The organism is Pseudomonas sp. AC255 (assembly GCF_979258175.1).
Genome location: NZ_OZ409841.1, coordinates 1,479,040 through 1,504,382, shown reverse-complemented (window position 1 = coordinate 1,504,382; position 25,343 = coordinate 1,479,040). Strand labels below are relative to the sequence as shown.

The 25,343-nt window shown below is 58.8% G+C and carries 21 protein-coding genes and 4 tRNA genes; 7 read left to right on the top strand and 18 right to left on the bottom strand.

The features are described from left to right. Window positions 1-40: 40 nt before the first annotated feature. The gene (locus ACZZ0K_RS07055) at window positions 41-2,080 is read right to left on the bottom strand and encodes an NADPH-dependent 2,4-dienoyl-CoA reductase (RefSeq protein ID WP_056788766.1); all 2,040 of its coding nucleotides are present in this window, start codon (window positions 2,078-2,080) and stop codon (window positions 41-43) included. Window positions 2,081-2,288: 208 nt separating this feature from the next. Here ACZZ0K_RS07055 and ACZZ0K_RS07050 point away from each other — a divergent pair, with 208 nt between their 5' ends. Next, the gene (locus ACZZ0K_RS07050; RefSeq protein WP_258706940.1) at window positions 2,289-3,419 is read left to right on the top strand and encodes a nitrilase-related carbon-nitrogen hydrolase; all 1,131 of its coding nucleotides are present in this window, start codon (window positions 2,289-2,291) and stop codon (window positions 3,417-3,419) included. A gap of 3 nt (window positions 3,420-3,422) precedes the next feature. Continuing rightward, window positions 3,423-4,463 carry an AraC family transcriptional regulator gene (locus ACZZ0K_RS07045; protein ID WP_236168548.1) on the top strand — a complete coding sequence of 347 codons (1,041 nt, stop codon included), beginning with the start codon at window positions 3,423-3,425 and terminating at the stop codon, window positions 4,461-4,463. Window positions 4,464-4,849: 386 nt separating this feature from the next. On the opposite strand, the gene ACZZ0K_RS07040 is transcribed toward ACZZ0K_RS07045, so the two are convergent. The 11 genes from ACZZ0K_RS07040 to ACZZ0K_RS06990 all read right to left on the bottom strand — a co-directional run bounded on the left by ACZZ0K_RS07040 (window position 4,850) and on the right by ACZZ0K_RS06990 (window position 16,279). Beyond that, window positions 4,850-5,704, bottom strand: coding sequence for a DUF2242 domain-containing protein (locus tag ACZZ0K_RS07040; protein WP_150741177.1), 855 nt, complete (start codon window positions 5,702-5,704; stop codon window positions 4,850-4,852). 1,181 nt (window positions 5,705-6,885) lie between these two features. Next, a complete protein-coding gene (locus ACZZ0K_RS07035; protein WP_258706941.1) occupies window positions 6,886-8,757 on the bottom strand; it encodes a SurA N-terminal domain-containing protein in 1,872 nt (623 codons plus the stop codon). 227 nt (window positions 8,758-8,984) lie between these two features. After that, entirely contained in the window at window positions 8,985-9,257 is a 273-nt protein-coding gene (locus ACZZ0K_RS07030; protein WP_016775333.1) for an HU family DNA-binding protein, read from the bottom strand. Between the two features lie 148 nt (window positions 9,258-9,405). Next, entirely contained in the window at window positions 9,406-11,802 is a 2,397-nt protein-coding gene (gene lon, locus ACZZ0K_RS07025) for an endopeptidase La (protein ID WP_016775334.1), read from the bottom strand. A gap of 161 nt (window positions 11,803-11,963) precedes the next feature. Continuing rightward, window positions 11,964-13,247, bottom strand: coding sequence for an ATP-dependent Clp protease ATP-binding subunit ClpX (gene clpX / locus ACZZ0K_RS07020; protein ID WP_016775335.1), 1,284 nt, complete (start codon window positions 13,245-13,247; stop codon window positions 11,964-11,966). 112 nt (window positions 13,248-13,359) lie between these two features. Continuing rightward, a complete protein-coding gene (gene clpP, locus ACZZ0K_RS07015) occupies window positions 13,360-13,995 on the bottom strand; it encodes an ATP-dependent Clp endopeptidase proteolytic subunit ClpP (protein ID WP_016775336.1) in 636 nt (211 codons plus the stop codon). A gap of 92 nt (window positions 13,996-14,087) precedes the next feature. Further along, window positions 14,088-15,398, bottom strand: coding sequence for a trigger factor (gene tig / locus ACZZ0K_RS07010; protein WP_258706942.1), 1,311 nt, complete (start codon window positions 15,396-15,398; stop codon window positions 14,088-14,090). Window positions 15,399-15,799: 401 nt separating this feature from the next. Continuing rightward, a tRNA-His gene (locus ACZZ0K_RS07005) sits at window positions 15,800-15,875 on the bottom strand. A gap of 77 nt (window positions 15,876-15,952) precedes the next feature. Further along, a tRNA-Leu gene (locus tag ACZZ0K_RS07000) sits at window positions 15,953-16,037 on the bottom strand. Window positions 16,038-16,094: 57 nt separating this feature from the next. Next, window positions 16,095-16,170 (bottom strand) — tRNA-His (locus ACZZ0K_RS06995). Window positions 16,171-16,202: 32 nt separating this feature from the next. Further along, window positions 16,203-16,279: transfer RNA gene (locus tag ACZZ0K_RS06990), tRNA-Arg, on the bottom strand. A 275-nt stretch (window positions 16,280-16,554) separates the two neighbouring features. Here ACZZ0K_RS06990 and folD point away from each other — a divergent pair. Next, on the top strand, window positions 16,555-17,409 hold the full coding sequence (gene folD / locus ACZZ0K_RS06985; RefSeq protein WP_016775338.1) for a bifunctional methylenetetrahydrofolate dehydrogenase/methenyltetrahydrofolate cyclohydrolase FolD: 855 nt from the start codon (window positions 16,555-16,557) through the stop codon (window positions 17,407-17,409). Between the two features lie 230 nt (window positions 17,410-17,639). Beyond that, window positions 17,640-18,578 carry a D-alanyl-D-alanine endopeptidase gene (gene pbpG / locus ACZZ0K_RS06980; protein WP_095182110.1) on the top strand — a complete coding sequence of 313 codons (939 nt, stop codon included), beginning with the start codon at window positions 17,640-17,642 and terminating at the stop codon, window positions 18,576-18,578. 54 nt (window positions 18,579-18,632) lie between these two features. Here pbpG and ACZZ0K_RS06975 read toward each other — a convergent pair whose 3' ends face one another. From ACZZ0K_RS06975 to ACZZ0K_RS06965, 3 genes are all read right to left on the bottom strand, one after another. After that, window positions 18,633-18,839, bottom strand: coding sequence for a hypothetical protein (locus tag ACZZ0K_RS06975; protein ID WP_258706943.1), 207 nt, complete (start codon window positions 18,837-18,839; stop codon window positions 18,633-18,635). A gap of 12 nt (window positions 18,840-18,851) precedes the next feature. Further along, window positions 18,852-19,058, bottom strand: a complete 207-nt coding sequence (locus ACZZ0K_RS06970; protein WP_041477158.1) for a DUF6021 family protein — start codon at window positions 19,056-19,058, stop codon at window positions 18,852-18,854. Window positions 19,059-19,148: 90 nt separating this feature from the next. Then, window positions 19,149-19,820: a cysteine peptidase family C39 domain-containing protein gene (locus ACZZ0K_RS06965; RefSeq protein WP_056788752.1), complete on the bottom strand. Its 672-nt coding sequence runs from the start codon at window positions 19,818-19,820 to the stop codon at window positions 19,149-19,151. 235 nt (window positions 19,821-20,055) lie between these two features. Here ACZZ0K_RS06965 and ACZZ0K_RS06960 point away from each other — a divergent pair, with 235 nt between their 5' ends. Further along, window positions 20,056-20,220: a hypothetical protein gene (locus ACZZ0K_RS06960; RefSeq protein WP_191622348.1), complete on the top strand. Its 165-nt coding sequence runs from the start codon at window positions 20,056-20,058 to the stop codon at window positions 20,218-20,220. Window positions 20,221-20,479: 259 nt separating this feature from the next. Here ACZZ0K_RS06960 and ACZZ0K_RS06955 read toward each other — a convergent pair whose 3' ends face one another. Next, window positions 20,480-21,229, bottom strand: coding sequence for a TerC family protein (locus tag ACZZ0K_RS06955; RefSeq protein ID WP_056788748.1), 750 nt, complete (start codon window positions 21,227-21,229; stop codon window positions 20,480-20,482). Window positions 21,230-21,258: 29 nt separating this feature from the next. After that, window positions 21,259-21,501 (bottom strand): hypothetical protein, encoded by a 243-nt coding sequence (locus ACZZ0K_RS06950; protein ID WP_024013465.1) that lies wholly within the window; start codon window positions 21,499-21,501, stop codon window positions 21,259-21,261. Window positions 21,502-21,634: 133 nt separating this feature from the next. Between ACZZ0K_RS06950 and nhaR the strand changes: the two genes are divergently transcribed. Further along, complete coding sequence (nhaR, locus tag ACZZ0K_RS06945) at window positions 21,635-22,534, top strand: transcriptional activator NhaR (protein ID WP_016775345.1); 900 nt, start codon at window positions 21,635-21,637, stop codon at window positions 22,532-22,534. On the opposite strand, the gene ACZZ0K_RS06940 is transcribed toward nhaR, so the two are convergent. Then, window positions 22,529-23,686, bottom strand: coding sequence for an MFS transporter (locus ACZZ0K_RS06940; protein ID WP_024013467.1), 1,158 nt, complete (start codon window positions 23,684-23,686; stop codon window positions 22,529-22,531). The genes nhaR and ACZZ0K_RS06940 overlap by 6 nt on opposite strands. Before the next feature lie 307 nt (window positions 23,687-23,993). On the opposite strand from ACZZ0K_RS06940, the gene sstT reads away from it, so the two are divergent. After that, a complete protein-coding gene (gene sstT, locus ACZZ0K_RS06935; protein ID WP_150741182.1) occupies window positions 23,994-25,226 on the top strand; it encodes a serine/threonine transporter SstT in 1,233 nt (410 codons plus the stop codon). Window positions 25,227-25,343: the final 117 nt, after the last annotated feature.

Genomic DNA, 25,343 nt, shown 5'->3' with positions numbered 1-25,343 from the left:
TCAACAGATCGCAGCCTTCGGCAGCTCCTACAGAATGTGTTTACAACTCAGCCGCCAGCCGCGAACCCTGATTGATCGCGCGCTTGGCGTCCAGCTCCGCCGCCACATCCGCGCCGCCGATCAAGTGCACGTTCTGCCCGGCTTCAACCAGACCATCGTGCAACTCACGCAACGGATCCTGCCCCGCGCAGATCACGATGTTGTCCACTGCCAGCAGTTGCGGCTCGCCGGACTCGCCGATGCGAATGTGCAAGCCTTGGTCATCGATGCTCAGGTATTCGACGCTGTTGAGCATCTGCACCTGTTTGTTCTTCAGACCGGTGCGGTGAATCCAGCCGGTGGTTTTGCCCAGACCGTCGCCGACCTTGGTTTTCTTGCGCTGCAACAGGAACACCTCACGGGCCGGCGCATGCGGTGCCGCTTTGATTCCCGCCACACCACCACGGGCCTCCAGTTGCGTGTCGATGCCCCACTCTTTCCAGAACGCCGCGCGATCCAGACTGGTGGCTACGCCTTGATGAACGAGAAATTCCGAGACATCGAAACCGATCCCGCCCGCACCGATTACCGCGACACGCTTGCCGACCGGTTTGCGCTCGAGGATCACATCCAGATAACTCAGCACCTTGGCATTTTCGATGCCCGGAATCGCCGGCACGCGCGGGGCGATACCGGTGGCAAGGATGATCTCGTCGTAACCGCCTTCGACCAGTTTCGCAACGTCGACGCGGGTGTTCAGGCACACCTCGACATTGGTGGTTTGCAGCTTGCGGTTGAAGTAGCGCAGGGTTTCGAAAAACTCTTCCTTGCCCGGCACGCGCTTGGCAATGTTGAACTGGCCACCGATCTCACTGGCCGAATCGAACAACGTCACCTGATGACCGCGCTCGGCGGCCACGGTGGCGGCAGACAAGCCGGCAGGGCCGGCACCGACCACGGCGATTTTCTTGATCTGCTGCACCGGCAGGTAATTGAGTTCGGTTTCGTGGCAGGCGCGCGGGTTGACCAGGCAACTGGTGAGCTTGCCGCCAAAGGTGTGGTCGAGGCACGCCTGGTTGCAGCCGATGCAGGTGTTGATTTCGTCGGCGCGGCCTTCGGCGGCTTTGTTGACGAAGTCCGGATCGGCGAGGAATGGTCGGGCCATGGAGACCATGTCGGCATCGCCCTCGGCAAGAATCTGCTCGGCAATTTCCGGGGTATTGATGCGGTTGGTGGTGATCAGCGGGATGCTCACCGAGCCGCGCAACTTGGCCGTAACCTTGCTGAACGCTGCACGCGGAACCTTGGTGGCGATGGTCGGAATCCGCGCTTCGTGCCAGCCGATACCAGTGTTGATGATGGTCGCACCGGCCTGCTCGATGGCTTTGGCCAGCATGACGATTTCATCCCAGGTGCTGCCACCTTCGACCAGATCGAGCATCGACAGGCGGAAGATGATGATGAAATTCGGCCCGACCGCTTCGCGCACACGACGGACAATTTCTACCGGCAGGCGCATGCGGTTTTCGTAGCTGCCACCCCAGCGGTCAGTGCGGTGGTTGGTGTGCGCGGCGAGGAACTGGTTAATGAAGTAACCTTCCGAGCCCATGATCTCGACGCCGTCGTATTCGGCGGTTTGCGCCAATACCGAGCAGGTGACGAAATCGCTGATCTGTTTTTCGATGCCCTCTTCGTCCAGCTCTTTGGGCTTGAACGGGTTGATCGGCGCCTGAATCGCGCTCGGTGCTACTTGTTTCGGGCTGTAGGCGTAACGCCCGGCGTGAAGAATCTGCATGCAGATCTTGCCGCCCGCCTCGTGCACCGCGCGAGTGACGATGCGGTGCTTGAGCGCCTCTTCCTCGGTAGTGAGCTTGGCCGCGCCGGAATACACGCCGCCCTCGTCATTCGGGCCGATGCCGCCGGTGACCATCAGGCCGACACCGCCACGGGCACGTTCGGCGAAGTACGCCGCCATGCGCTCGAAGCCACCCGGCTTTTCTTCAAGGCCAGTGTGCATCGAGCCCATCAGGGTACGGTTGCGCAGCGTGGTGAATCCCAGGTCCAGCGGGGCCAGCAGATGCGGGTAATGAGCGGCGGTCATCGGTAACTCCACAACGAGCGATCACGGAAAAGTTGCGGGAGCTCTGCGTCCCCCGTCAGTCATGTTCGACAGACTAAGAGTCGCACCGCTGTCACTCAATGACCGTAACTGACAAGTTATTGATCCAAATGCACAGCGCCCCTTGGCAACCCGGGCCATGAGCCCTACCCTAGTCGGCACATCCTGTACCCGGCTGTTGTTGGTTTTCATGCGCAAACTTCTGTATCTGTTTTTCTCCATGGCCCTCGTTGCCGCCCTGACCACCTACGCCATGTGGGCGGCAGACCGGCCGGCGGGACATTACCTGTCGGACCTGCGCATCAAGCTCGCCGTCAATCAGGGCACGCCCGGCGACCGTGGCAATCTGCTCGGCATCCAGCCCGAACTGTTCCCCACCGATTACCAAAGCTCCGCACGCCTGCACCGCAAACTCGCGGCGTATCTGCAGCAGGCCCGCGATCAGGGCTTGCTCAACGAAAAAACCGTGGTGGTGTTGCCCGAGCACGTCGGCACCTGGCTGATGATCAGCGGCGAGAAAGACGAGTTGTATCAGGCGCCAACGCTGGCGGAGGCAATGAACTGGCTGGCGGCGAGCAATCCACTGCTGTTTGCCCGAGCGTGGCTGCGGGCCAAGGGCGAGCAACGCCTGGATGACGCTTATCTGCGGATGAAAGCGAAAGCCATGGCCAAGGATTACCAGGCGCTGTTCGGCGGTCTGGCCAAGGAGTTCCAGGTCACCCTGGTGGCCGGCTCCATCGTGCTGCCGGAGCCAAGCATCCGCGACGGCCGGCTCAAGCCCGGCAGCGGCGCCCTGTTCAACAGCAGCGTGGTGTTTGGTCGCGACGGCGTACCGTTGGGCCAGCCGCAGCGGCAGATGCATCCGATCTTTGATCAGCAAGGTGTGATTCAGGCCGAAGATAAACACGCCATCCAGGTCGTCGACACACCGGCCGGACGCTTGGGCATCCTGATCGGCAGTGACAGCTGGTACCCCGCCAACTACCGCACCCTCGATGAGCAAGGCGCGCAACTGGTGGCCGTGCCGGCGCAGGTTATTGGCCAAGGCGCCTGGGACAAGCCATGGCGTGGCTACAAGGGTTCGAGCACGCCGGGCTCGGTCAGCCTCAAGCCCGGCGACCTCAGTGAAGGTCAGGCCTGGCACCGACTGACCCTCACCGCGCAACCGCCAAGCAGCCACGCGATTGCCGGCGTCAGTGTGTTCATGCGCGGGCAGTTCTGGGACAAGTCGAGTACCGGCACAAGCTTCCTCAGCAGCAACGGTCAGCAGTTCGCCGATGGCGAGGCCCGTGGTGCGCGCTTGCTGAACGTCTGGCTGTAAACCATGAAGCCACAGCCGATGCGCCTCGGGGATCTGTCAGTGGGCTTCGTCCATAGTCTGGCCGATGCCGTGCGCAGCCACGACGTCGATCCGCTGCCTCTGCTTGAACAATATGGCCTTGATGCCGCGCGACTGGCCGAGGCCGGGGCGCGCTTGTCGATCCCGCGTTACATGCGCCTCGGCCATGCGGCGATTCAACTCACCGGCGACCCGGCCCTGGGCCTGCGCATGGGCCGGATGATCCGCTTGAATCAGGCCGGTCTGGCCGGCATCACTGCGGCGCAAGCACCCACCGTGCGTGAAGCGGCCCGCTGCCTGACGCGCTTCGAGCCGCTTTACGGCTCGAACTATCGCGGGCAGTCCAGTTTTCATGAAGATGCCAACGGTGCCTGGCTGCGCTTCTACTCGATCAGCCCGTACAACACCTATAACCGCTTCGTGGTCGACTCGATCCTCGCCGGCTGGCTGCATCAGTTGTCGAGCCTTTGCGGCGAAACGTTGCGCGCCGAGCGAATTGAAATCGAATTCGAAGCGCCGGATTACCGCGACGCCTACACAATGCTCGGCGACTGCCCGATCCAGTTCAGCGCCGAGCGCAACCAACTGCGCCTGAGCCTGAGCAGCCTCGCCCTGCGCAACCCTGAACATTGCCCGAGCACCTGGCGACATCTGCTGCAATTGTGCGAGCGGGAGCTGGAACAACTGACCCGCACCCGCAGCCTGCGCGAGCGCATCACTCAGTTGCTCGGCCCGCTGCTCAATGGCGGCCGCGAGCCGGACCTTGAAGAAGTCGCGGCACGCCTGAAACTGCCGACCTGGACCTTGCGCCGCAAGCTCACTGAGGAAGGCACGCAATTTCGCGCGATCCTCAATGACACACGCCGCGACCTGGCGATGACCTACATCCGCGACACCGAACTGGCATTCGGCGAAATCGCCTACCTGCTGGGCTTCGCCTCAGCTGAAGCCTTCCAGCGCGCATTCAAGCGCTGGAGCGGGCAGACGCCCGGCGAATCCCGACGAAATTACCGCTCGGGGGCCTGAAGCTCAGAGTTCCGTCGCGTCGTCAGCCGGTTCCGGTTGATCCAGTTCAAAGGCCTGGTATTCAAGCAGTTCTTCCTGATACTCATCCATCGTATGAATCCCCCAAGTGCTCGCTATGAAAATGGCCTGATCAATCGACCTGTGCCCCGAGCATAAAGTGCCCGTGTGAAGGAAAAGTGAAACGCTGCCTTCATGAATAAAACGTAGCAGGTGGTTGGGGATTTATCGCGGCGATGATGCCGCAGGTGTGTTACCAGATTTTAAGCCAACCCGAAAACCACTGTGGGAGCGAGCCTGCTCGCGAAGCGGTGTGTCAGTCTAATCATCTGTCGACTGATACACCGCTTCGCGAGCAGGCTCGCTCCCACAGGGTTTCGCTTGGTTTCTTATTGGCCCGACGCAGGCATCGCCGGAATCGGCTCGGATGGTGGCGGAATATCCGGGTTGGTCGGCGGGGTGATGGTTTCGCTGGCCGGCGCTGGCTCTTCCACTGGCGCTGGCGCAGGCGTAATCGGCGTCGACTCCGCTGGCGGTACCACCGGCTCGGAACTCACTGGCGCGGCTTCAACCGGGGCCGGTGCAGGTTCCGCAGCCGGCGCGGGGGCCGGTTCCGCTGCAGGTGTCGGCGCCAGAGGCGCAGGTGCAGGTGCCGCTTTTGGTTCTGGCACACCAAGATCGGTTTTCGGCTTTTCTTCGATGTGTGCAGCTTTCTTCGCATCGGCGGGCAGGAACTGCTCCACCAGTGTGAAGAAACGCTCGTAGAACTTCTGCGCAATGACCGTCTCACTGGCGACCTTGACCATCGAGTCGTCCGAGGAGCCGATCGGCATCGACACCGAGCCCAACACACCAACCCCGAGGCTGGCCGAGTTGTTGGTCTTCTTCAGCGCATAACGGTCCTGCAAGGCGTTGGCGAACACCGTCGCATGATGCCCGGCGCTGCCATCTTCGGCGCAGACCACGTTGAAACTGATCTCGAGGTGCGTCTCGCCGGTCTGCTGGAAGCTCTTGTGCCCGCTGACCAGTTTGGGATCACTGCTGGTAATGATGTAGCCCTGACTGAGCAACGCGCGCCGGGCCGCTTCGCAACTGGCGGTGTCGGTTACCGGGTAATTGCGCGAAAAGGTGCCGGAGTCATCGAAGTTCTCATGCTCATAGATCGGCTTGTCCTTCGAACAACCGGCCACCGCAGTCAACAAAAGCGCCAGCCCGACAACACGCATGGGAGTGGAAATCAACATTGAACATCCTGAGGGAAAACAGTCCGGGGCGTATTGTGCAACAGATCGTCGCCCCATGGCGCATGGAATAGTGTCAAGAATCGGTTACAACTTTACCGGTCATGGCCGTCAGGAAAAAGCCGCGCCGACAAATGATCAATCAATGCGCGCAATTTCGCCATGGCTTGTCGGCTCGACGGCCATTAACCCCAGAACCGACCGGCGTGTTCTAAATGCAAAAGAAAGGTAAAAGCTCAAGATCAGGTCGGCTGTCAGGCCGCCTTCGCGAGCAGGCTCGCTCCCACAGAAAAGCAAAGCAGCGCAGCTGCCCGCGGCAAAGCCGCCCCACTCAACAATGAGCGCAAGCTCGAGTGCTTCTGATCTTGCTTTTGATCCACCGGCGACGTCGGAAGGCTGAGTGGAGGGATTGATCCGGGTGTGGGAGCGTAGCGACCGTCTGGCGCAGCCAGACACAGCGGAAGGAGGTGCAGCGAAGCAAACCGGAGCCGCTGCGCCCGGATCAGTCCCGGAGCGAAGGGACCCGAGCTTGCGAGGGCCGAACGTAGGAGCAAGCCTTTTCGGTTACCTTTTCGGCGTTTGGAAAAGGTGACCCGCCGTAAGGGCGGAACCGTAATCAGCAACCCCCGCAGCAACGGATATTCACCCAAACCACCCAAAGCATGGCCGGCCCAAAGGCCGCCACGCCAAAAAAAAACCCGACCAACCAGGCCGGGGCTCCTCCCACAGAAAAGCAAAAGCAAAAGATCGCAGCCTTCGGCAGCTCCTACACAACGAGCGCAAGCTCGAGTGCTTTTGATCTTGCTTTTGATCCACCGGCAACGTCGGAAGGCTGAGCGGAGGGATTGATCCGGGCGTGGGAGCGCAGCGACCGTCTGGCGCAGCCAGACACAGCGGAAGGAGGTGCAGCGTAGCAAACCGGAGCCGCTGCGCCCGGATCAGTCCCGGAGCGAAGGGACCCGAGCTTGCGAGGGCCGAACGTAGGAGCAAGCCTTTTCGGTTACCTTTTCGGCGTTTGGAAAAGGTGACCCGCCGTAAGGGCGGAACCGTAATCAGCAACCCCCGCAGCAACGGATATTCACCCAAACCACCCAGAGCATGGCCGGCCCAAAGGCCGCCACGCCACCAAAAACAAAAAAGCCCCGACCATCAGGCCGGGGCTCCTTCAAACGTCAGTCAAAAGATCAGAACCGCTCGATCTTCGCCTCAGCTTCCAGTTGCTTGCGATACGCCGCAAAGTCCTGCTGGCCCTCACGGGAAGCGAGGAAACGACGATATTGCGCTTTCTCTTCTTCCGTCGGTGCAGCAGCTTCGTTAACACCGTTGAGGCGCACCACCATCAGGCTGCCATCCGGCAAGGTAACGCTGGAGAACGTCGGCTTGTCCTTGGCAGCCGGCTTCGGCATACGGAACAGTGCCTGCAGCACAGCCGGATCAACCCCTTCCTGACCACGGGTGGCCGCTTCGGTGATCTTCCAGTTCTGACCGTCAATGGCCTTGTCCAGCGGCGCCTTGCCATCGCGCAGATCAGCGATCAGCTTCTCGGCGCGGGTCTTGGCCTCGGCACTGGCGTGCTCCTTGGTCAACTGAGTGCGGATCGCCGCGCTGACGCTTTCCAGTGGCAATTGCGCAGGCTTGAGATGCTCCTTGGCCCGCAGCACGATCACGGTTTCCGGATCCAGCTCGATGGCGGTGCTGTTGGCACCTTCATCAATCACTTCCGGGCTGAACGCGGCAGTGACCACGGCACGGTTGGCTGCAACACCTTCGCCACCTTCACGGCCGAACGGTTTGGAAGTGTGCACGGTCAGTTTCAGATCCGCTGCTGGCTGCGCCAGGTCAGAAGCTTCGAACGCCGAGTCTTCCAGTTGCTTGGTCGCCTCAACAAAACGCTGCTCGACCTGAGCGGCTTTCAGCTCGCGGGTCAGCTTGTCTTTCAGGCTGGCCAGGGTCGGCACTTCAGGCGCTTCCACGCCCAACAGCTTGATCAGGTGATAACCGAAGTCGGTACGAATCGGCTCGGACACCTGGTCTTTCGACAAGGAGTACAGCGCTTTTTCGAAAGCCGGGTCGTAAACGCCAGGACCGGCATAACCAAGGTCACCACCATTGTTGGCGGAACCCGGATCCTGCGAGAACTCCTTGGCCAACGCTTCGAACTTCTCGCCCTTGGCCAGACGCGCCTGGACTTCGTCGATCTTCGCCTTTGCCTGCGCTTCGGTAGTCTTGTCGTTCACTTCGATGAGGATGTGCGCGGCACGACGCTGTTCCGACAGGTTGGCGATCTCTTTCTGGTAAGCCGCCTCAAGATCTTCATCCTTGACCGCAACCTGATCGAAGAACGACGATTTCTTCAGCTCGACGTAATCGATGATCACCTGATCCGGCGTCATGAATTCCTTGGCGTGCTCGTCGTAGTAAGCCTTGACCTCGTCATCGGTCAGCTTGACCGCAGCCGGGTCGGCCTTGACGTTAAGAGCGGCGAAATCACGGGTCTGTTTTTCCAGACGGGCAAAAGCCAGCACTTCGGCGTCGGTGACGAAACCGCTGCCGGCAACACCAGCGCGCAGCTGGCCGATAAGCATTTCCTGAGCCAGCATCTGACGGAACTGCATGCGGCTGTAGCCCAGTTGACGGATCACCTGGTCGAAGCGCTCGGAGCTGAACTTGCCGTCGACCTGGAATTCAGGCGTCTGCAGGATCACTTGATCCAGCGCGGCTTCGGAGAACGAGAACTTCGCCTGTTCGGCGCCTTGCAGCAGCAACTTGCGGTCGATCAGGCCTTTGAGCGCCGATTCGCGCAGCATTTTTTCGTCGAGCAAGGACGCATCGAAGTCCTTGCCCAGCTGTTGCATCAGCTGACGGCGTTGCATATCAACGGCCTGGCTCAGCTCGTTCTGGCTGATTTCGTCACCGTTGACCTTGGCCGCCTCGTTCTTGTGAGTCGTGGCCTGGAAAATGGCATCGAAACCGGTCAGGGCCATCAGTGCAACGATGACCCCGATAATGGTCTTGGCAATCCAGCCTTGTGAATTGTCCCTGATATTTTGCAGCATGCGTCCCCCAGAAACGGTTGAACTTCAATTTAGGCAACCGTGGAGCGTGGGTAGAATCCGGATAGAAGAAAGGCGCATCCGAGGATGCGCCTTCTCGTAACTGGCGGAGCGGACAGGGCTCGAACCCTCGATCCCGGCGTTACAGGTGCCTGTTCCAGCCACCTGCTCTACCGCTCCGCTGCCAAGTCAGGCTTGACCCCGACCCGGATGGGTAAAAACCTGGAAACTCAGTTAACAGCTTCTTTCAGCGCTTTACCGGCTTTGAAACCTGGCTTCTTGGCAGCCGGGATTTCCAGAGACTTGCCAGTTTGCGGGTTGCGACCGGTACGAGCCGGACGGTCAGTCACGGAGAAAGTACCGAAACCAACCAGAACAACGGAGTCGCCAGCCTTCAGAGCGCCAGTGACGGATTCGATTACAGCGTCCAGCGCACGGCCAGCAGCAGCTTTCGGGATATCAGCGGATGCAGCGATAGCATCAATCAGTTCCGACTTGTTCACTCTAAGTCCCCTTATATCTATTTTGAGATGTTTCTAAGTTTTTTGGTGAAAGCAAAAACGAGTGCTGAATGGCCTACAGACACTTAAGAGCCGCTTTATAACAAGGGCTCTAAAATGCTGTCAAGGAAAGCCCCCAGGCTAAAACGTATTAATGCGTGCTAATTCTTTCCTTGGCATCAGACTCGCGTTTTTCGTCCTTGGCAACTATCTCCGGAGCCACATCCGGCAAGGGCTCCGGCGCGTATTGCAGCGCAATTTGCAGGACCTCGTCAATCCATTTAACCGGCTTGATCTGCAGATCCTGCTTGATATTGTCAGGAATCTCCTTCAGATCGCGGACGTTTTCTTCCGGAATAATCACAATCTTGATTCCGCCGCGGTGAGCCGCCAGCAGTTTTTCTTTCAAACCGCCAATTGCCAGCACTTGCCCACGCAGAGTGATCTCACCAGTCATGGCCACATCCGCACGCACCGGAATGCCGGTCAATGCCGAGACCAGCGCCGTGCACATACCGACGCCAGCACTTGGGCCGTCTTTCGGCGTAGCACCTTCCGGCATGTGAATGTGCGTGTCGCGCTTCTCGTGGAAGTCCAGCGGAATGCCCAGGCTCTTGGCGCGGCTGCGCACAACGGTCTGTGCGGCAGTGATCGATTCGACCATCACATCACCGAGCGAACCGGTCTTGATCAGTTGACCTTTACCCGGAATCACTGCGGCTTCGATAGTCAGCAATTCACCGCCAACCTGAGTCCACGCCAGGCCAGTCACCTGCCCCACCTGATCCTGCTGCTCGGCCAGGCCGTAGCGGAACTTGCGCACGCCGAGGAAATGCTCGAGCAGGTCAGCTGTCACTTTTACCGAGAAGCGTTTTTCCAGCGCATGCTCTTTGACTGCCTTGCGGCAGACCTTGGCGATCTGTCGCTCGAGGCCCCGCACGCCCGCTTCACGGGTGTAATAACGGATGATGTCGCGAATCGCTTCCTCATCGAACTCCAGCTCGCCCTTCTTCAGACCATTGGCGGCGATCTGTTTCGGCGAGAGGTATTTCACAGCGATGTTGATCTTCTCGTCTTCGGTGTAACCCGGCAGACGGATGACTTCCATCCGGTCCAGCAGCGCTGGCGGGATATTCATCGAGTTCGAGGTGCACAGGAACATCACATCAGAGAGGTCGTAATCGACTTCCAGATAGTGATCGTTGAAGTTGTGATTTTGCTCGGGATCAAGCACTTCCAGCAACGCCGAAGCCGGATCGCCACGCATATCGCTGCCCATCTTGTCGATTTCATCGAGCAGGAACAGCGGGTTGCGTACGCCCACTTTTGTCATCTTTTGAATCAATCTACCCGGCATCGAACCGATGTAAGTCCGGCGGTGACCACGAATTTCCGCTTCGTCACGCACGCCGCCCAAGGCCATACGTACGAATTTGCGATTGGTGGCATGGGCAATCGATTCCGCCAGCGAGGTTTTACCCACACCTGGAGGACCGACCAGGCACAACACCGGACCACGGATTTTCTTCACGCGCTTCTGCACGGCGAGGTATTCAAGGATGCGCTCCTTGACCTCTTCGAGGCCGTAGTGATCGGCGTCGAGAATGTCTTCCGCACGGGCCAGGTCGAGGCGTACTTTGCTCTGCGCCTTCCACGGCACTTGCACCAGCCAGTCGATGTAGGAACGCACCACGGTGGCTTCAGCCGACATCGGCGACATCTGCTTGAGCTTGTTCAGCTCAGCGGTGGCCTTGGCCAGCGCGTCTTTCGGCAAGCCGGCAGCATCGATGCGCTTTTTCAGCTCTTCGATTTCGTTGTGGCCTTCGTCGCCGTCACCGAGTTCTTTCTGAATGGCCTTCATTTGCTCATTCAGGTAGTACTCGCGCTGGCTGCGCTCCATTTGCTTTTTGACGCGACCGCGAATGCGTTTTTCAACCTGGAGCAGGTCGATTTCGGCATCCAGCAGCGCCAGCACGTGCTCGACACGCGCCGACAGGTCGATGATCTCGAGGATTTCCTGCTTCTGCTCGATTTTCAGCGCCATGTGCGCGGCCATGGTGTCGACCAGACGACCGGGCTCATCGATGCTGTTGAGCGACGACAGGACTTCAGCCGGAACCTTCTTGCCCAGCTGAACGTATTGTTCGAACTGCGACAGCAGCGTGCGCACGAAGACTTCCGACTCACGCTCAGCGGCGTCGACTTCTTCGATCAACGAGACTTCGGCGCGGCAATGGCCATCGACTTCGCTGAAGCGTTCGACGGTGCCACGCTGCTCGCCTTCGACCAGAACCTTGACAGTGCCATCAGGCAGCTTCAGCAGTTGCAGAACCGTGGCAATTGTACCTACGCGATAGAGAGCGTCTTCACCGGGATCATCGTCAGCCGGGTTTCTCTGGGCCAGCAGCAGAATCTGCTTGTCACCCGTCATCGCTGCCTCGAGGGCTTCGATGGATTTCTCGCGCCCCACGAACAGCGGGATAACCATGTGCGGATAAACCACGACATCACGCAATGGCAGGAGAGGCAATTCGATGGTTGTCTTCATGATTTCGCCTCTACGGCGGCCGTATGGCCGTAATCAGTTGGAATTAAGCTTGAAACCAAGATGGGGGCTGCCTCGAAAAAAAACAAGCGCAAAGCGGGTGTAAAAATCGACATAAAAAAAGAGGCCCGAAGGCCCCTTCTTTGTTGCGGCGCGGTGGACGCTTACGCGTCCGGCGCTGCCTTGGCCGTCGGCTCACTGTTTTCGTAGATATACAGTGGCTTGGACTTGCCTTCGATCACGCTTTCATCGATCACGACTTTGCTCACCTCGGACTGCGAGGGGATCTCATACATCGTGTCGAGCAGCACACCTTCGAGAATCGAACGCAGGCCACGGGCACCGGTTTTACGTTCCAGGGCACGCTTGGCGACCGATTTCAGCGCGTCGGAACGGAATTCCAGATCCACGCCTTCCATCTCGAACAGCTTGGCATACTGTTTGGTCAGAGCATTTTTCGGCTCGGTGAGGATTTGCATCAGCGCAGCCTCGTCGAGCTCATCCAGTGTCGCCAGGACCGGCAGACGACCGACGAATTCCGGGATCAGACCGAACTTGACCAGATCGTCAGGCTCGACTTCACGCAGGGATTCACCAACCTTCTTACCCTCTTCCTTGCTGCGCACTTCGGCGTTGAAGCCGATGCCGCCTTTGGTGGAACGGTTCTGAATGACCTTTTCCAGGCCGGAGAACGCACCACCGCAGATGAACAGGATGTTACGGGTGTCGACCTGCAGGAATTCCTGCTGCGGATGCTTGCGGCCACCTTGCGGCGGTACCGAAGCGACCGTGCCTTCGATCAACTTGAGCAAGGCCTGCTGCACGCCTTCACCGGAAACATCACGGGTGATCGACGGGTTGTCGGACTTGCGGGAAATCTTGTCGATTTCGTCGATGTAGACAATGCCCATCTGGGCTTTCTCTACGTCGTAATCGCACTTCTGCAGCAGCTTCTGAATGATGTTCTCGACATCTTCACCCACGTAACCGGCCTCGGTGAGGGTAGTTGCGTCAGCGATGGTGAACGGAACGTTCAGCAAGCGGGCCAGTGTTTCGGCCAGCAGGGTTTTACCGGAGCCTGTCGGGCCGATCAGCAGGATGTTGCTCTTGCCGAGTTCGACATCGTCAGCCTTTTTGTCACGCTGGTTCAGGCGCTTGTAGTGGTTGTACACCGCTACGGCCAAAACCTTTTTCGCACGCTCCTGACCAATGACGTACTGGTCAAGGATGCCGCTGATTTCTTTAGGCGAAGGCAATTTATGCGCGCTGCTTTCGGCCTGTGCTTCCTGCACCTCCTCGCGGATGATGTCATTGCACAGGTCGACGCACTCGTCGCAGATAAAGACCGAGGGGCCGGCAATCAATTTGCGCACTTCATGCTGGCTTTTGCCACAGAAGGAGCAATAGAGCAGCTTGCCGTTGTCCTCGCCGTTGCGGGTGTCAGTCATTCGTTCGATCCAAATCCGATAGGCTTGCAACACAAGATGAAGGCTATTGCGGGCTTTTTCAAGCCCGCCGCTGATCGGACATGCCGATCAGGCCTGTTTTGCGCTGCTTATATTAAGCTGGACGCTGGTTGATCACTTCGTCGATCAGGCCATATTCCTTCGCAGCTTCGGCACTCATGAAGTTGTCGCGATTGGTATCGCGCTCGATTTCTTCCAGAGTGCGGCCGCTGTGCTTGGCCATCAGCATGTTCAGACGCTCGCGGATGAAGAGGATTTCCTTGGCGTGGATTTCGATGTCCGACGCCTGGCCCTGGAAACCGCCCAGTGGCTGGTGAATCATCACGCGCGAGTTCGGCAGGCAGAAACGCTTGCCCGGTGCACCTGCGGTAAGCAGGAATGCGCCCATGCTGCACGCCTGACCGATGCAGGTGGTCGACACGTTCGGCTTGATGAACTGCATGGTGTCGTAGATCGACATGCCGGCAGTCACCGAACCGCCCGGCGAGTTGATGTACAGATGGATGTCCTTGTCCGGGTTTTCCGCTTCAAGGAACAGCAGTTGCGCACAGATCAGGTTGGCCATGTAGTCCTCTACCGGGCCCACCAGAAAGATCACTCGCTCCTTGAGCAGGCGCGAGTAGATGTCGTAGGCACGTTCGCCACGAGCGGACTGCTCGACAACCATCGGGACCAGGCCGCCGGCGGCCTGGATATCAGAGTTCTGCTGAATATAAGAATTACGGAACATGCTCTGCAGTCGCTCCCAAATAGTTATGTCTTGAATACGCATAAGCCAGCTCGAGAGCTGGCTTATGGTGTGCACTTCTAACGCAAAATCAATCAGTCGGCTGCTGGAGCTTCTACCGGCTTGACTGCTTCTTCGTAGGAGACCGATTTGTCGGTCACACTAGCTTTCTGCAGAACAGTATCCACAACTTGTTCTTCCAGCACAACCGAACGCACTTCGTTCAGTTGCTGCTCGTTTTTGTAGTACCACGACACGACCTGCTCTGGCTCCTGGTAAGCGGAAGCCATTTCCTGAATCATTTCGCGAACGCGAGCTTCATCAGGCTTCAGATCGAACTGCTTGACCACTTCAGCAACGATCAGACCCAGCACGACGCGGCGCTTGGCTTGCTCTTCGAACAGCTCGGCCGGCAGTTGATCTGGCTTGATGTTGCCGCCGAACTGCTGAACAGCTTGCACGCGCAGACGGTCAACTTCGTTGGACAGCAGAGCCTTTGGCACTTCGATCGGGTTGGTGGCCAGCAGACCGTCCATTACCTGATTCTTGACCTTGGATTTGATCGCCTGACGCAGTTCACGCTCCATGTTCTTGCGAACTTCGGTGCGGAAGCCGTCGATGCCGCTTTCCTTGATGCCGAATTGAGCGAAGAACTCTTCGTTCAGCTCAGGCAGCTTAGGCTCGGACACAGTGTTGACGGTCACGGTGAACTCGGCGGTTTTGCCAGCCAGGTCCAGGTTCTGATAGTCCTCAGGGAAGGTCAGGTTCAGAACGCGTTCTTCGCCGGCTTTAGCGCCAACCAGGCCTTCTTCGAAGCCCGGGATCATGCGGCCGGAACCCAGCACCAGCTGAGTGCCCTTGGCGGAGCCGCCAGCGAATACTTCGCCGTCAACCTTGCCAACGAAATCGATGTTCAACTGGTCTTCGTTCTGGGCAGCACGGTCGGCCACTTCAAAACGGGTGTTCTGCTTGCGCAGGATTTCGAGCATCTTGTCCAGATCAGCGTCAGCCACTTCAGCGCTCAGACGCTCAACGGTGATGCCTTCGAAGCCAGCAACGGTGAACTCAGGGAAGACTTCGAATACAGCAACGTATTCCAGATCCTTGCCCGCTTCGAGCGACTTTGGCTCGATCGAAGGCGAACCGGCAGGGTTGAGCTTCTGCTCGACCACAGCTTCGTAGAAGGAAGACTGAATGACGTCGCCTACCGCTTCCTGACGCGCATCAGCACCGAAACGGCGCTTGATTTCGCTCATTGGCACTTTGCCTGGACGGAAGCCAGCAATTTTGGCCTTTTGGGCAGTCTGCTGCAGACGCTTGTTGACCTGAGTCTCGATGCGCTCTGCCGGCACGGTGACGCTCATGCGGCGCTCGAGAGCAGTAGTATTTTCAACAGAAACTTGCATGGATATTCCTCGTTGCACAGACGTTAGCCGGCCGTTTCCGACCCCAGAATCAAGGGCATGCATTCTAGTGGGTCAAACTCAAGAAGTCACCCTACTGGAAACGGGTAAAAAAACAGCAGGCAATTTATAGGGAGCGCCGCACGAATGCCGTGCACTCCACTGGCGAATACAAGCGATCACGTCAGGGCTCTGCAGCAACGCTTCTATATATAGAAGCAACTATCAAATCCGCCCCGACAGACGTTCCAGCAAAACCGGAACGACGAGCAGTTCAGCGTCATCCGATCCTTTAAAAGCGATGAAGTGCCCTGCCCAGCGCCTCGAAATCGGCCATGGCCGGATTTCGAAACCGCTAAAACAAAAAAGGCGCCAGACTGTTAAATCTGGCGCCTTTCGAAATATGGGGTGGACGATGGGGATCGAACCCACGACAACGGGAGTCACAATCCCGTGCTCTACCAACTGAGCTACGCCCACCATATTGCGTAACAAAAAAGCCAAACAACTTCTTTGTCGAAACTTCATCAGGCCCTAGGCACAGATGAAGCTTTATTTGGTGCGGATGAAGAGACTCGAACTCTTACGCCTCGCGGCGCTGGAACCTAAATCCAGTGTGTCTACCAATTCCACCACATCCGCGGATGAAGCTTTTAAAGCAAAGGCGCCAGACCGTTAAATCTGGCGCCTTTCGAAATATGGGGTGGACGATGGGGATCGAACCCACGACAACGGGAGTCACAATCCCGTGCTCTACCAACTGAGCTACGCCCACCATATCGCGTTACTTGTGCCAAAGCTGCCTAATGGCGCACCCGGCAGGACTCGAACCTGCGACCATCCGCTTAGAAGGCGGATGCTCTATCCAGCTGAGCTACGGGCGCCTTGTTAATCTGTACTCTTAAAGGACTACAAACTAAGTGCTTTCCAGCGTCGCAGAACCTTGATTCCGCTTCACCTTCTTAACCAGTGCTAGGCTGTGCCCGACAAGTGCGACGAATAGTATAGAGGGCTCCAAAGGTCGTCAAATCCTTTTTGAAAAAAATTCATTTAATTAAAGGAGTTAGAGGAATTTGCTGACCAAGCGCCTTTGCCCTCACCGCTCGACATGCGAGAATGCGTTCTCATTTTTTCCCCTCTCGATGGTTAATCACGCGCAATGACTGCACAACTAATCGACGGCAAATCGATCGCCGCCAGCCTGCGCCAGCAGATCGCCCAACGAGTTGCCGAGCGTCGCCAGCAAGGCCTGCGCACCCCCGGCCTCGCGGTGATCCTGGTCGGCAGCGATCCTGCCTCTCAGGTTTATGTCTCGCACAAGCGTAAAGACTGTGAAGAGGTTGGCTTCCTCTCTCAAGCCTACGACCTGCCCTCCGACACCACTCAGGACGCCCTGACCGATCTGATCGATCGCCTCAACGACGATCCGGCTATCGACGGCGTTCTCCTGCAATTGCCTCTGCCCGAACACCTCGACGCGTCCAAGCTGCTGGAACGCATTCGCCCGGATAAAGACGTCGACGGTTTCCATCCGTACAACGTCGGCCGCCTGGCCCAGCGCATCCCGTTGCTGCGCCCCTGCACCCCGAAAGGCATCATGACCTTGCTGGAAAGCACTGGCGCTGATCTTTACGGGATGGACGCGGTAGTCGTGGGCGCCTCCAATATCGTCGGTCGCCCGATGGCCATGGAATTGCTGCTGGCCGGCTGCACCGTCACCGTGACTCACCGCTTCACCAAGGATCTGGCCGGCCACGTCGGCCGCGCTGATCTGGTGGTCGTTGCCGCCGGCAAGCCGGGCCTGGTCAAGGGCGAGTGGATCAAGGAAGGCGCGATCGTGATTGACGTCGGCATCAACCGTCAGGACGACGGCAAACTGGTCGGTGACGTTGTCTACGAAACCGCCCTGCCCCGCGCTGGCTGGATCACCCCGGTACCGGGCGGCGTTGGCCCGATGACCCGCGCCTGCCTGCTGGAAAACACCCTCTACGCCGCAGAAACACTGCACGTCTGACCGGGTTTTTACGCCGCATAAGAACCCCGCCTCGTGCGGGGTTTTTCGTGCCTGAGAAAAAACTTCAACCGTTCGCCGGAAACCGCTCTTTTTACAGGCCTTTTCACGAGATTTTCAGGTCTTACAAACAACCATCGACAGTTCTTCAGCCATACTCCTAAAATGCGCCGGTTTTGAGAAATAACCCGTTACAAACTAACGGTATATCCAACCTTTTAGAGTTCGCCCGCGTGAAAATTCGTCTCTCGATTCTGAGCCTGTTGTTTGCTGTTACAGGCACATTCATCACGCCAACGATCAACGCTGCGGAAACCACCGCTGCTCCACGTGACGCTTCGACATTGAAGATCGCGTCTGGCAGCGCCCTGCTCATGGATATGCAGACCAACAAAGTCATTTATTCCAGCAACCCTGACGTGATCGTACCGATCGCTTCCGTCAGCAAGCTGATGACTGGCCTTGTCGTGGTGGAAGCTCGACAGAACATGGACGAATGGATCGATGTCGATATCAGGAACACCCCGGAAATGAAGGGTGTGTTCTCCCGGGTCAAACTCAAGAGTGAGCTGCCTCGCCGCGAGATGCTGCTGATCGCCTTGATGTCTTCGGAAAACCGTGCCGCCGCCAGCCTCGCGCACCACTATCCAGGTGGCTACGCTGCTTTTATTGCGGCAATGAACGCCAAGGCCAAGGCGCTGGGCATGACCAGCACGCACTTTGTCGAGCCGACCGGGCTGTCAGAGCGCAACGTTTCCACCGCGCGCGACCTGAGCAAATTGCTGGTGGCCGCGCACAAGCAACCGCTTCTGGTGCAACTGACCACCACCAAGGAAAAGACCGTGGCGTTCCGCAAGCCCAACTACACCTTGGGCTTCCGCAATACCGACCACTTGGTCAATAAGGCCGATTGGGACATCAAGATTACCAAGACCGGTTTTACCAACCCGGCCGGCCATTGCCTGGTGCTGGTGACGAAGATGGGCAACCGTCCGGTCGCCCTGGTGATTCTCGATGCGTTTGGCAAATACACGCATTTTGCCGACGCCAGCCGTATCCGCAGCTGGGTGGAAACCGGGCGCAGCGCCAACGTGCCTGCCGTGGCACAGCAATACAAAGCCGACAAGAACCTCAAGAGCCGTCAGAGCGGCGTGGTCGAGGCGGCGAAGTAGACCCAGCAATCATGAAAAAGCCCCGAATGTTCGGGGCTTTTTTTCGTCTGCGCATCAGTCGTTGGGCAGCGGCATTTTGTCGTCATCGGGGATGCCGTCGCCCGAGCTCGGCTCAGGCGAAACGTCAGGCGTCAGCACATTTGGCCGCGCCATCGGGTCGCGCATCGGGCTGTCCGGGTCCAGCACCGGATCAACCTCCGGCTCCGGCGTGGTCGGCACGCTGTCAGGTTTGTGGTCATTGAAGCTTGAATCGGTACTCATACGCACCTCACATCAAGGTTTCAGATCGGCTAACGGATCATAGGGCTTGGCCGGTTTCTTCGGATCTTCACCGGGCTCGACATCCAGCGGGGCTTTCGCCGGACCGACTGGATCAACTTGCGGATCGTCGAGGTCCGGCGAATCCGGATCGAAGCCCAGATCATCGCCCGAGGAATGTTCGGACGAGTGTGGGCCTTTCGGGGTTTGGGAATCTGCCATGTTGCCTCCTTGATTCACCCGCGAAGCACGGGCATTAATCTTCAGAGGCCGGCCCGGCGCAGTCGTGCCCGGCAGATGACGAACGGAGGTTTATTGCGCCGCCAGAGCCTTTCGCGCCTGCGCCGCAGCGTTTTCTTCACCGGCCTGCGCCAGTTCATCGGCGGCTTTCAGCCAACGGGAGCGGTCGACGGCTGCCGGGATCTGCGACGGTTTCTGAATCAGGATCGCCCAGCCACCGGCCTTTTCGAGCGCTGCTTGAAAGCTGCCGAAATCCATCAACTGCCGACGATTCATGCCGGCGCGCAGCAGGACCTTCTGTTTGTTGCGGTCGTAGCCGGACAGGATCGCGTAACGCGGCTCGGCCCAGAATGCCGAACCTTCACTGAAACGCACCATGACCGGGTAGCCCGCCGCGACCTGGGTCAGCAAGGCTGGCAGCTGGCTGTCGAGCGGATAAACCACCAGGCCATATTCGCGGGCGAGGTTCTGCATGTTCTGCTGCAGCTTGTCCTCAGCCCCCGGCAAGTGCAGCGGTTTTTCCAGAAGGCCCGGGGTGATGACGATGCCTTGTTGCGACAGCAGACTGGCGAGCACCTGCGGCCCACTCTGGTTGGCTTCGCCACGATAGAAGGTGCCACTGAGTTCAACCCGCTCCGGCAAGCGTTTGACTTCTGGCGCTACGTTGCCCGCACATCCGCTCAGCAACACCGCGCAAGCGCCAGCAAGCAACGCTCCGCGCACTCGAGAAAATACCTGCACCATCAATCACTCTCTTCCAGACGCCGGTCATCGTGTTCCGGCAACGCCAGCGATCATAGAGCCGCACCCGCCTGCGGTATAGCCTTAAACGGCAGAGCGGGCGATTGCATAGAGCAAACTGATTGGTCACTAACGACCTTTGGTCAATAGCTTGAAACACCCCATTGACTAGACTGTCACTGAAATAGAGCGAATTGCGAAAAGCGAGCGCCCGACGCAGGGCGAAGAGGAGGCACCAATGAGCCTGACCATGACCATCGTGATGTTGATAGCCGGCTGGCTGGCCGTGGCGACTGCCATGTTGTGGGGCGTGCTGCGGATTTCGCGGCGGCATCATCCGGTGCAGACGATGCCGGTTGAGAAGACAGAAAAGCATGCCGTGCGGCACGTTGCTGCGCATTGAAGATCAAGAGCCCCTCACCCTAGCCCTCTCCCGGAGGGAGAGGGAACTGACCGGGTTGTTCTTCCGAATTAGGTCGACGTGAAATATCCAGCCGAACTCAGGATCTGAAAAGCCCCCCAATCGGCCCCCTCTCCCTCGGGAGAGAGCTGGGCGGGCGGCGTTCCGATGAGGGGCAAGCTCTAAACCACACCCCCAACATCAAAGCGAAAAAAACCGCCTGAGCTCAACCAGCCCAGGCGGTTTTTTGTGTTCTCAGCAATTACGCCTGCTGAACAACCTTCTTCTGCTTCGCCCGGCGCGACAGCATGTTCAACACTTCGATACCGGCCGAGAACGCCATGGCCGCGTACACATAACCTTTCGGTACGTGGGCGCCGAAGCCCTCAGCGATCAGCGTCATGCCGATCATGATCAGGAAGCCCAGCGCCAGCATGACCACGGTCGGGTTGTCGTTGATGAACTTGGCCAGCGGATCAGCCGCGAGCAGCATCACCAGCACCGACACCACCACCGCGATGATCATGATCGGCAAGTGTTCGGTCATGCCGACAGCGGTAATGATGCTGTCGATCGAGAACACCATGTCGAGCATCAGGATCTGACCGATGGCCGCGGCAAAACCCAGGGTTACGGTCGAAGTCGCGGTCTTCGGGTCTTCCGGCGACGGGTCCATGCTGTGATGGATCTCGGTCGTGGCTTTCCACACCAGGAACAGGCCACCGGCGATCAGGATCATGTCCTTCCAGGAGAACGCCTGGCCAAGGATTTCGATCACAGGCTCGGTCAACTGCACGATGAACGCGATGGTGCTCAACAACGCCAGACGCAGAATCAGGGCCATGCCGATACCGATACGGCGCGCCTTCTGCCGATGCTGTTCGGGCAGCTTGTTGGTCAGGATCGAAATAAAGATCAGGTTATCGATGCCAAGCACGATTTCCATTACCACCAGTGTGGCCAAAGCAACCCAAGCGGTGGGGCTGGCGGCGAGTTCTAACAGATATTCCATGGGTCAGTCCTGACTCTGTGTACGACGGTTTAGATGGTCTTGGAGGAAGATTCGGATTCTTCCGCTTGTTTTTCCGGCGTTTCTTTTTTCTCGATCAAACCACCGGTGGCATCACTGAGCGCTTGCTCAGCGGCTTTATGGGTGTCGTCGATCGCTTGCTTGGCAGTCTCAGCCGCCGCGCCCATCAGTTGTTGGGCGCTTTTTTCCGCCTGATCACAACCGGCCAGAACCAGTAAAGACGCAAACATCACTGCGGGAAATGTGTATTTCATAAAGTTTCCTTCGAATGAACAGACAGGCGCACACACCGGCCGTCGATGGCTGGGCATTCTAGGGAGATGAACACTTCAGGAAAATTCGTATTTTTAGCGGCTATACTTCGGTTTTCACGAAGTGGCCATCACTATGCTCAATTACCGACAACTGCATTACTTCTGGGTTGTGGCCAAAACCGGCAGCATCGTCCGGGCCTGCGAGCAGCTCAATCTGACGCCACAGACCATTAGCGGACAGATTTCACTGCTCGAACAAACCTATGGCGTGGAATTGTTTCGCCGGGTTGGCCGACAACTGGAGCTCACCGAAGCCGGGCGCCAGGCCCTGCCCTACGCCGAGCAGATGTTTCAGTTGGGCGGCGAGCTGGAGCTGATGCTGCGTGCGCAGCCCAACGAGCAGCAGATCCTCTTTCGCGTCGGCGTGGCCGACGTGGTCCCAAAATCCATTGTTTATCGCCTGATCGCGCCGACCATGGAGTTGAGCGAGCCGCTGCGCATCACCTGCCGCGAGGACAAACTTGAACGCCTGCTCGCCGATCTGGCGATCCAGCGCCTGGATCTGGTGATTTCCGACAGCCCGATGCCATCGCATCTGGACATCAAAGGCTACAGCCAGAAACTCGGTGAGTGCGGGATCAGTTTTTTCGCCACCGCCGAACTCGCCGCACAGTATGGCCAGGATTTCCCGCGCAGCCTGCACGGCGCGCCGCTGTTGATTCCCGGCGCGGAAACCGTGGTGCGCAGCCGTTTGCAGCGCTGGTTCGCCGAACAGCAGATCCAGCCGCAGATTGTCGGCGAGTTCGATGACAGTGCTTTGATGCAGGCCTTCGGCCAATCCGGCAGCGGGATCTTTATCGGTCCGAGCGTGATTGCCGAGGAAGTGAAGCGCCAGTACGGCGTCGAGTTGATCGGCCAGACCGACGCCGTGAGCGAGTCGTTCTATGCCATTTCCGTGGAGCGCAAGGTCAAGCACCCTGGCATCGTAGCGATTACCGAAGGTGCCCGACGCGAGCTGTTTACCGGATTATGAAGCGCAGACTTCGCGCGGCTTCAGCGTCATCAGAACCATGGCGAGGAACACCGACAGCAGGATGAACCCAGCAGCGGCAAAGCCGAGAAAGCCCAGCCCGGCACTGTCGATCACCCGGCCGCCGACCATCGCGCCCAAGCCGATGCCGAGATTGGCCCCGGCGATGTTCAGCGACGCGGCGAAGGCCGGCGCTTCCGGCGCGGCTTTCATCAGGCGCACATGGCTGACCAGGAACAACGCCGCCTGGGTCACGCCCCAAATGCCCATCGCCACCGCCAGGCCGACTGGCGAATGAATGTTCGGCACCAGCGAAACCATACCGGCGATCATGAACGCGCAGAACAACACCGACGCCCCCAGCGGATGCCGATCCACCGCGCGCCCACCGAGCGAGTTGCCGATCAGCCCGACCGCGCCAAACGCCATCAGGCACCAACCGACCACGGTGCCGTTGAAACCGGCGAGTCGTTCGAGGATGTCGGCAAGGTAGGTGTAAGCGGTAAACATGCCGCTGAACACCAGAATCGACAACAAGATATGGCCGAGCATCAGCGGGCTGCGCAGGATCTTGAATTGTGAACGGAAGCTGACCTGATGCTGGTGCAGACTGGTTTTCGGCAGATAGACAAACAGCAGCAAGGCTTTGGCAAATGCGATCAACGCCAGAATGCCGAATGCGCTGCGCCAGCCGAACGCGTCGGAAATCAGCGTGCCGACCGGAATGCCAAACACCGTGGCGCAGACGATACCGAAGCCGATCTTGGCGATGGCGCGGCCGGCGAAATCCGGGCCGACGATGTCCACCGCTGTCTCACTGGCCAAGGCCCAGAACACCGGCAAACCCAACGCCGGAATCAGACGCGCGATGGCCATCACCCAGATATTCGGCGCCAACGCTGCAACGGTATTGGCCAGACCGAACATGATCAGAATGCTGATGAACAGTTTGCGCCGTTCGAAACGGGCGAAATACGCGGTCAGGAATGGGCCGAACAGCGCCACGGTAAAGGCAAACAAGGTCACCAGCAGCCCGGCTTGCGGGATGCTGACTTCGAGGTCTCGGGCGATCGCCGGCAACAGGCCGACAATGACGAATTCCGTGGTCAGCACCGTGAACCCGGCGGCGGACAACAGAAGAATAGGCAACAGCATGCGCAACTCCAGCAAAACGACGACACCAGCGATGACCCGGAGGCCCGCTGGCAGAACTTGAAAATGAGGATGGCGAAGCTTAACAGACTGCGTCCGCACTGAGTTGCCCAAAACTGCCGATCTGCCGGGCCGATCCGGTGGCAGATCGTCACAGGCCTGAAGGTTCACGCCTACGCTGTGATAAAGTCCGCGCCCTGAAAATCGTACAGCTGTTCAACGTGCCGTTTGGCGGCGTTGATGTCACTTCGACAGGCGTTTCGTGACTGCCCACGACGCTTCGCACCCTATAAAAAACAGAGATGCCGCTATGACCGCTTCATCCCCTTCGTTACTGCAACGCCTGAAACGCCTGAGTCTGGTGACCCAGATCGTCATTGGTCTGATCGCCGGTATCGCCCTGGCCCTGATTGCACCGGAGCTGGCGAAGTCCACCGCGTTCATCGGCAAAGTGTTTGTCTCGGCGTTGAAAGCCGTGGCGCCGATTCTGGTGTTCGTGCTGGTGATGGCCTCGATCGCCAACCACAAGCACGGCCAGGAAACCCACATCCGGCCGATCCTGTTCCTTTACCTGCTGGGCACTTTCGCCGCAGCGGTGGTGGCCGTGGTTGCCAGCATGAGCTTTCCGTCGAATCTGGTGCTGTCGACGGAAAACGTTGCTGTGACTGCGCCCGGCGGCATCGGCGAAGTCCTGCAAAGCCTGTTGCTGAGCGTCGTCGATAACCCGGTCAGCGCGCTGATGAATGCCAACTTCATCGGCATTCTGGCCTGGGCGATCGGCATGGGCATTGCCATCCGCCACGCTGGCGACACCACTCGCGAAGTGCTCGGTGACTTGTCCAACGGCGTCACCGTGATCGTCCGCGTGGTCATTCGCTTCGCGCCGCTGGGCATTTTCGGCCTGGTCGCTTCGACACTGGCCACCTCCGGTTTCGGCGCGCTGCTCGGCTACGCGCACCTGCTGGCGGTGCTGCTGGGCTGCATGCTGTTCGTCGCGCTGGTGATGAACCCGCTGATCGTGTTCTGGAAGCTGCGCCGCAATCCCTACCCGCTGACCCTGATGTGCCTGCGCGAAAGCGGCATCACCGCGTTCTTCACCCGCAGCTCGGCGGCGAACATTCCGGTCAACCTGGAATTGAGCAAGCGCCTGGGCCTGCACGAAGACACCTACTCGGTATCGATCCCGCTGGGTGCGACCATCAACATGGCCGGTGCGGCGATCACCATTACCGTGCTGACCCTGGCGGCGGTGCACACTTTAGGCATCGCAGTGGACATTCCGACCGCAATCCTGCTCAGCGTCGTCGCAGCCATTTGCGCGTGTGGCGCGTCCGGTGTGGCCGGTGGTTCGCTGCTGCTGATTCCGCTGGCGTGCAGCCTGTTCGGCATCCCGAGCGAGATTGCCATGCAAGTCGTGGCGGTGGGCTTCATTATTGGCGTGCTGCAGGATTCGGCGGAGACCGCGCTGAACTCGTCGACTGACGTGCTGTTTACAGCGGCGGCTTGCCTGGGCGAGGAAGAGAAGGCTCAGCGTACGGCGTAACCGCCTTACCTTGTGGGAGCGAGCCTGCTCGCGAAAGGGGCGAGACATTCAGCATTAATATCGCCTGATACGCCGCATTCGCGAGCAGGCTCGCTCCCACAGAAAAACAAAAGCCCG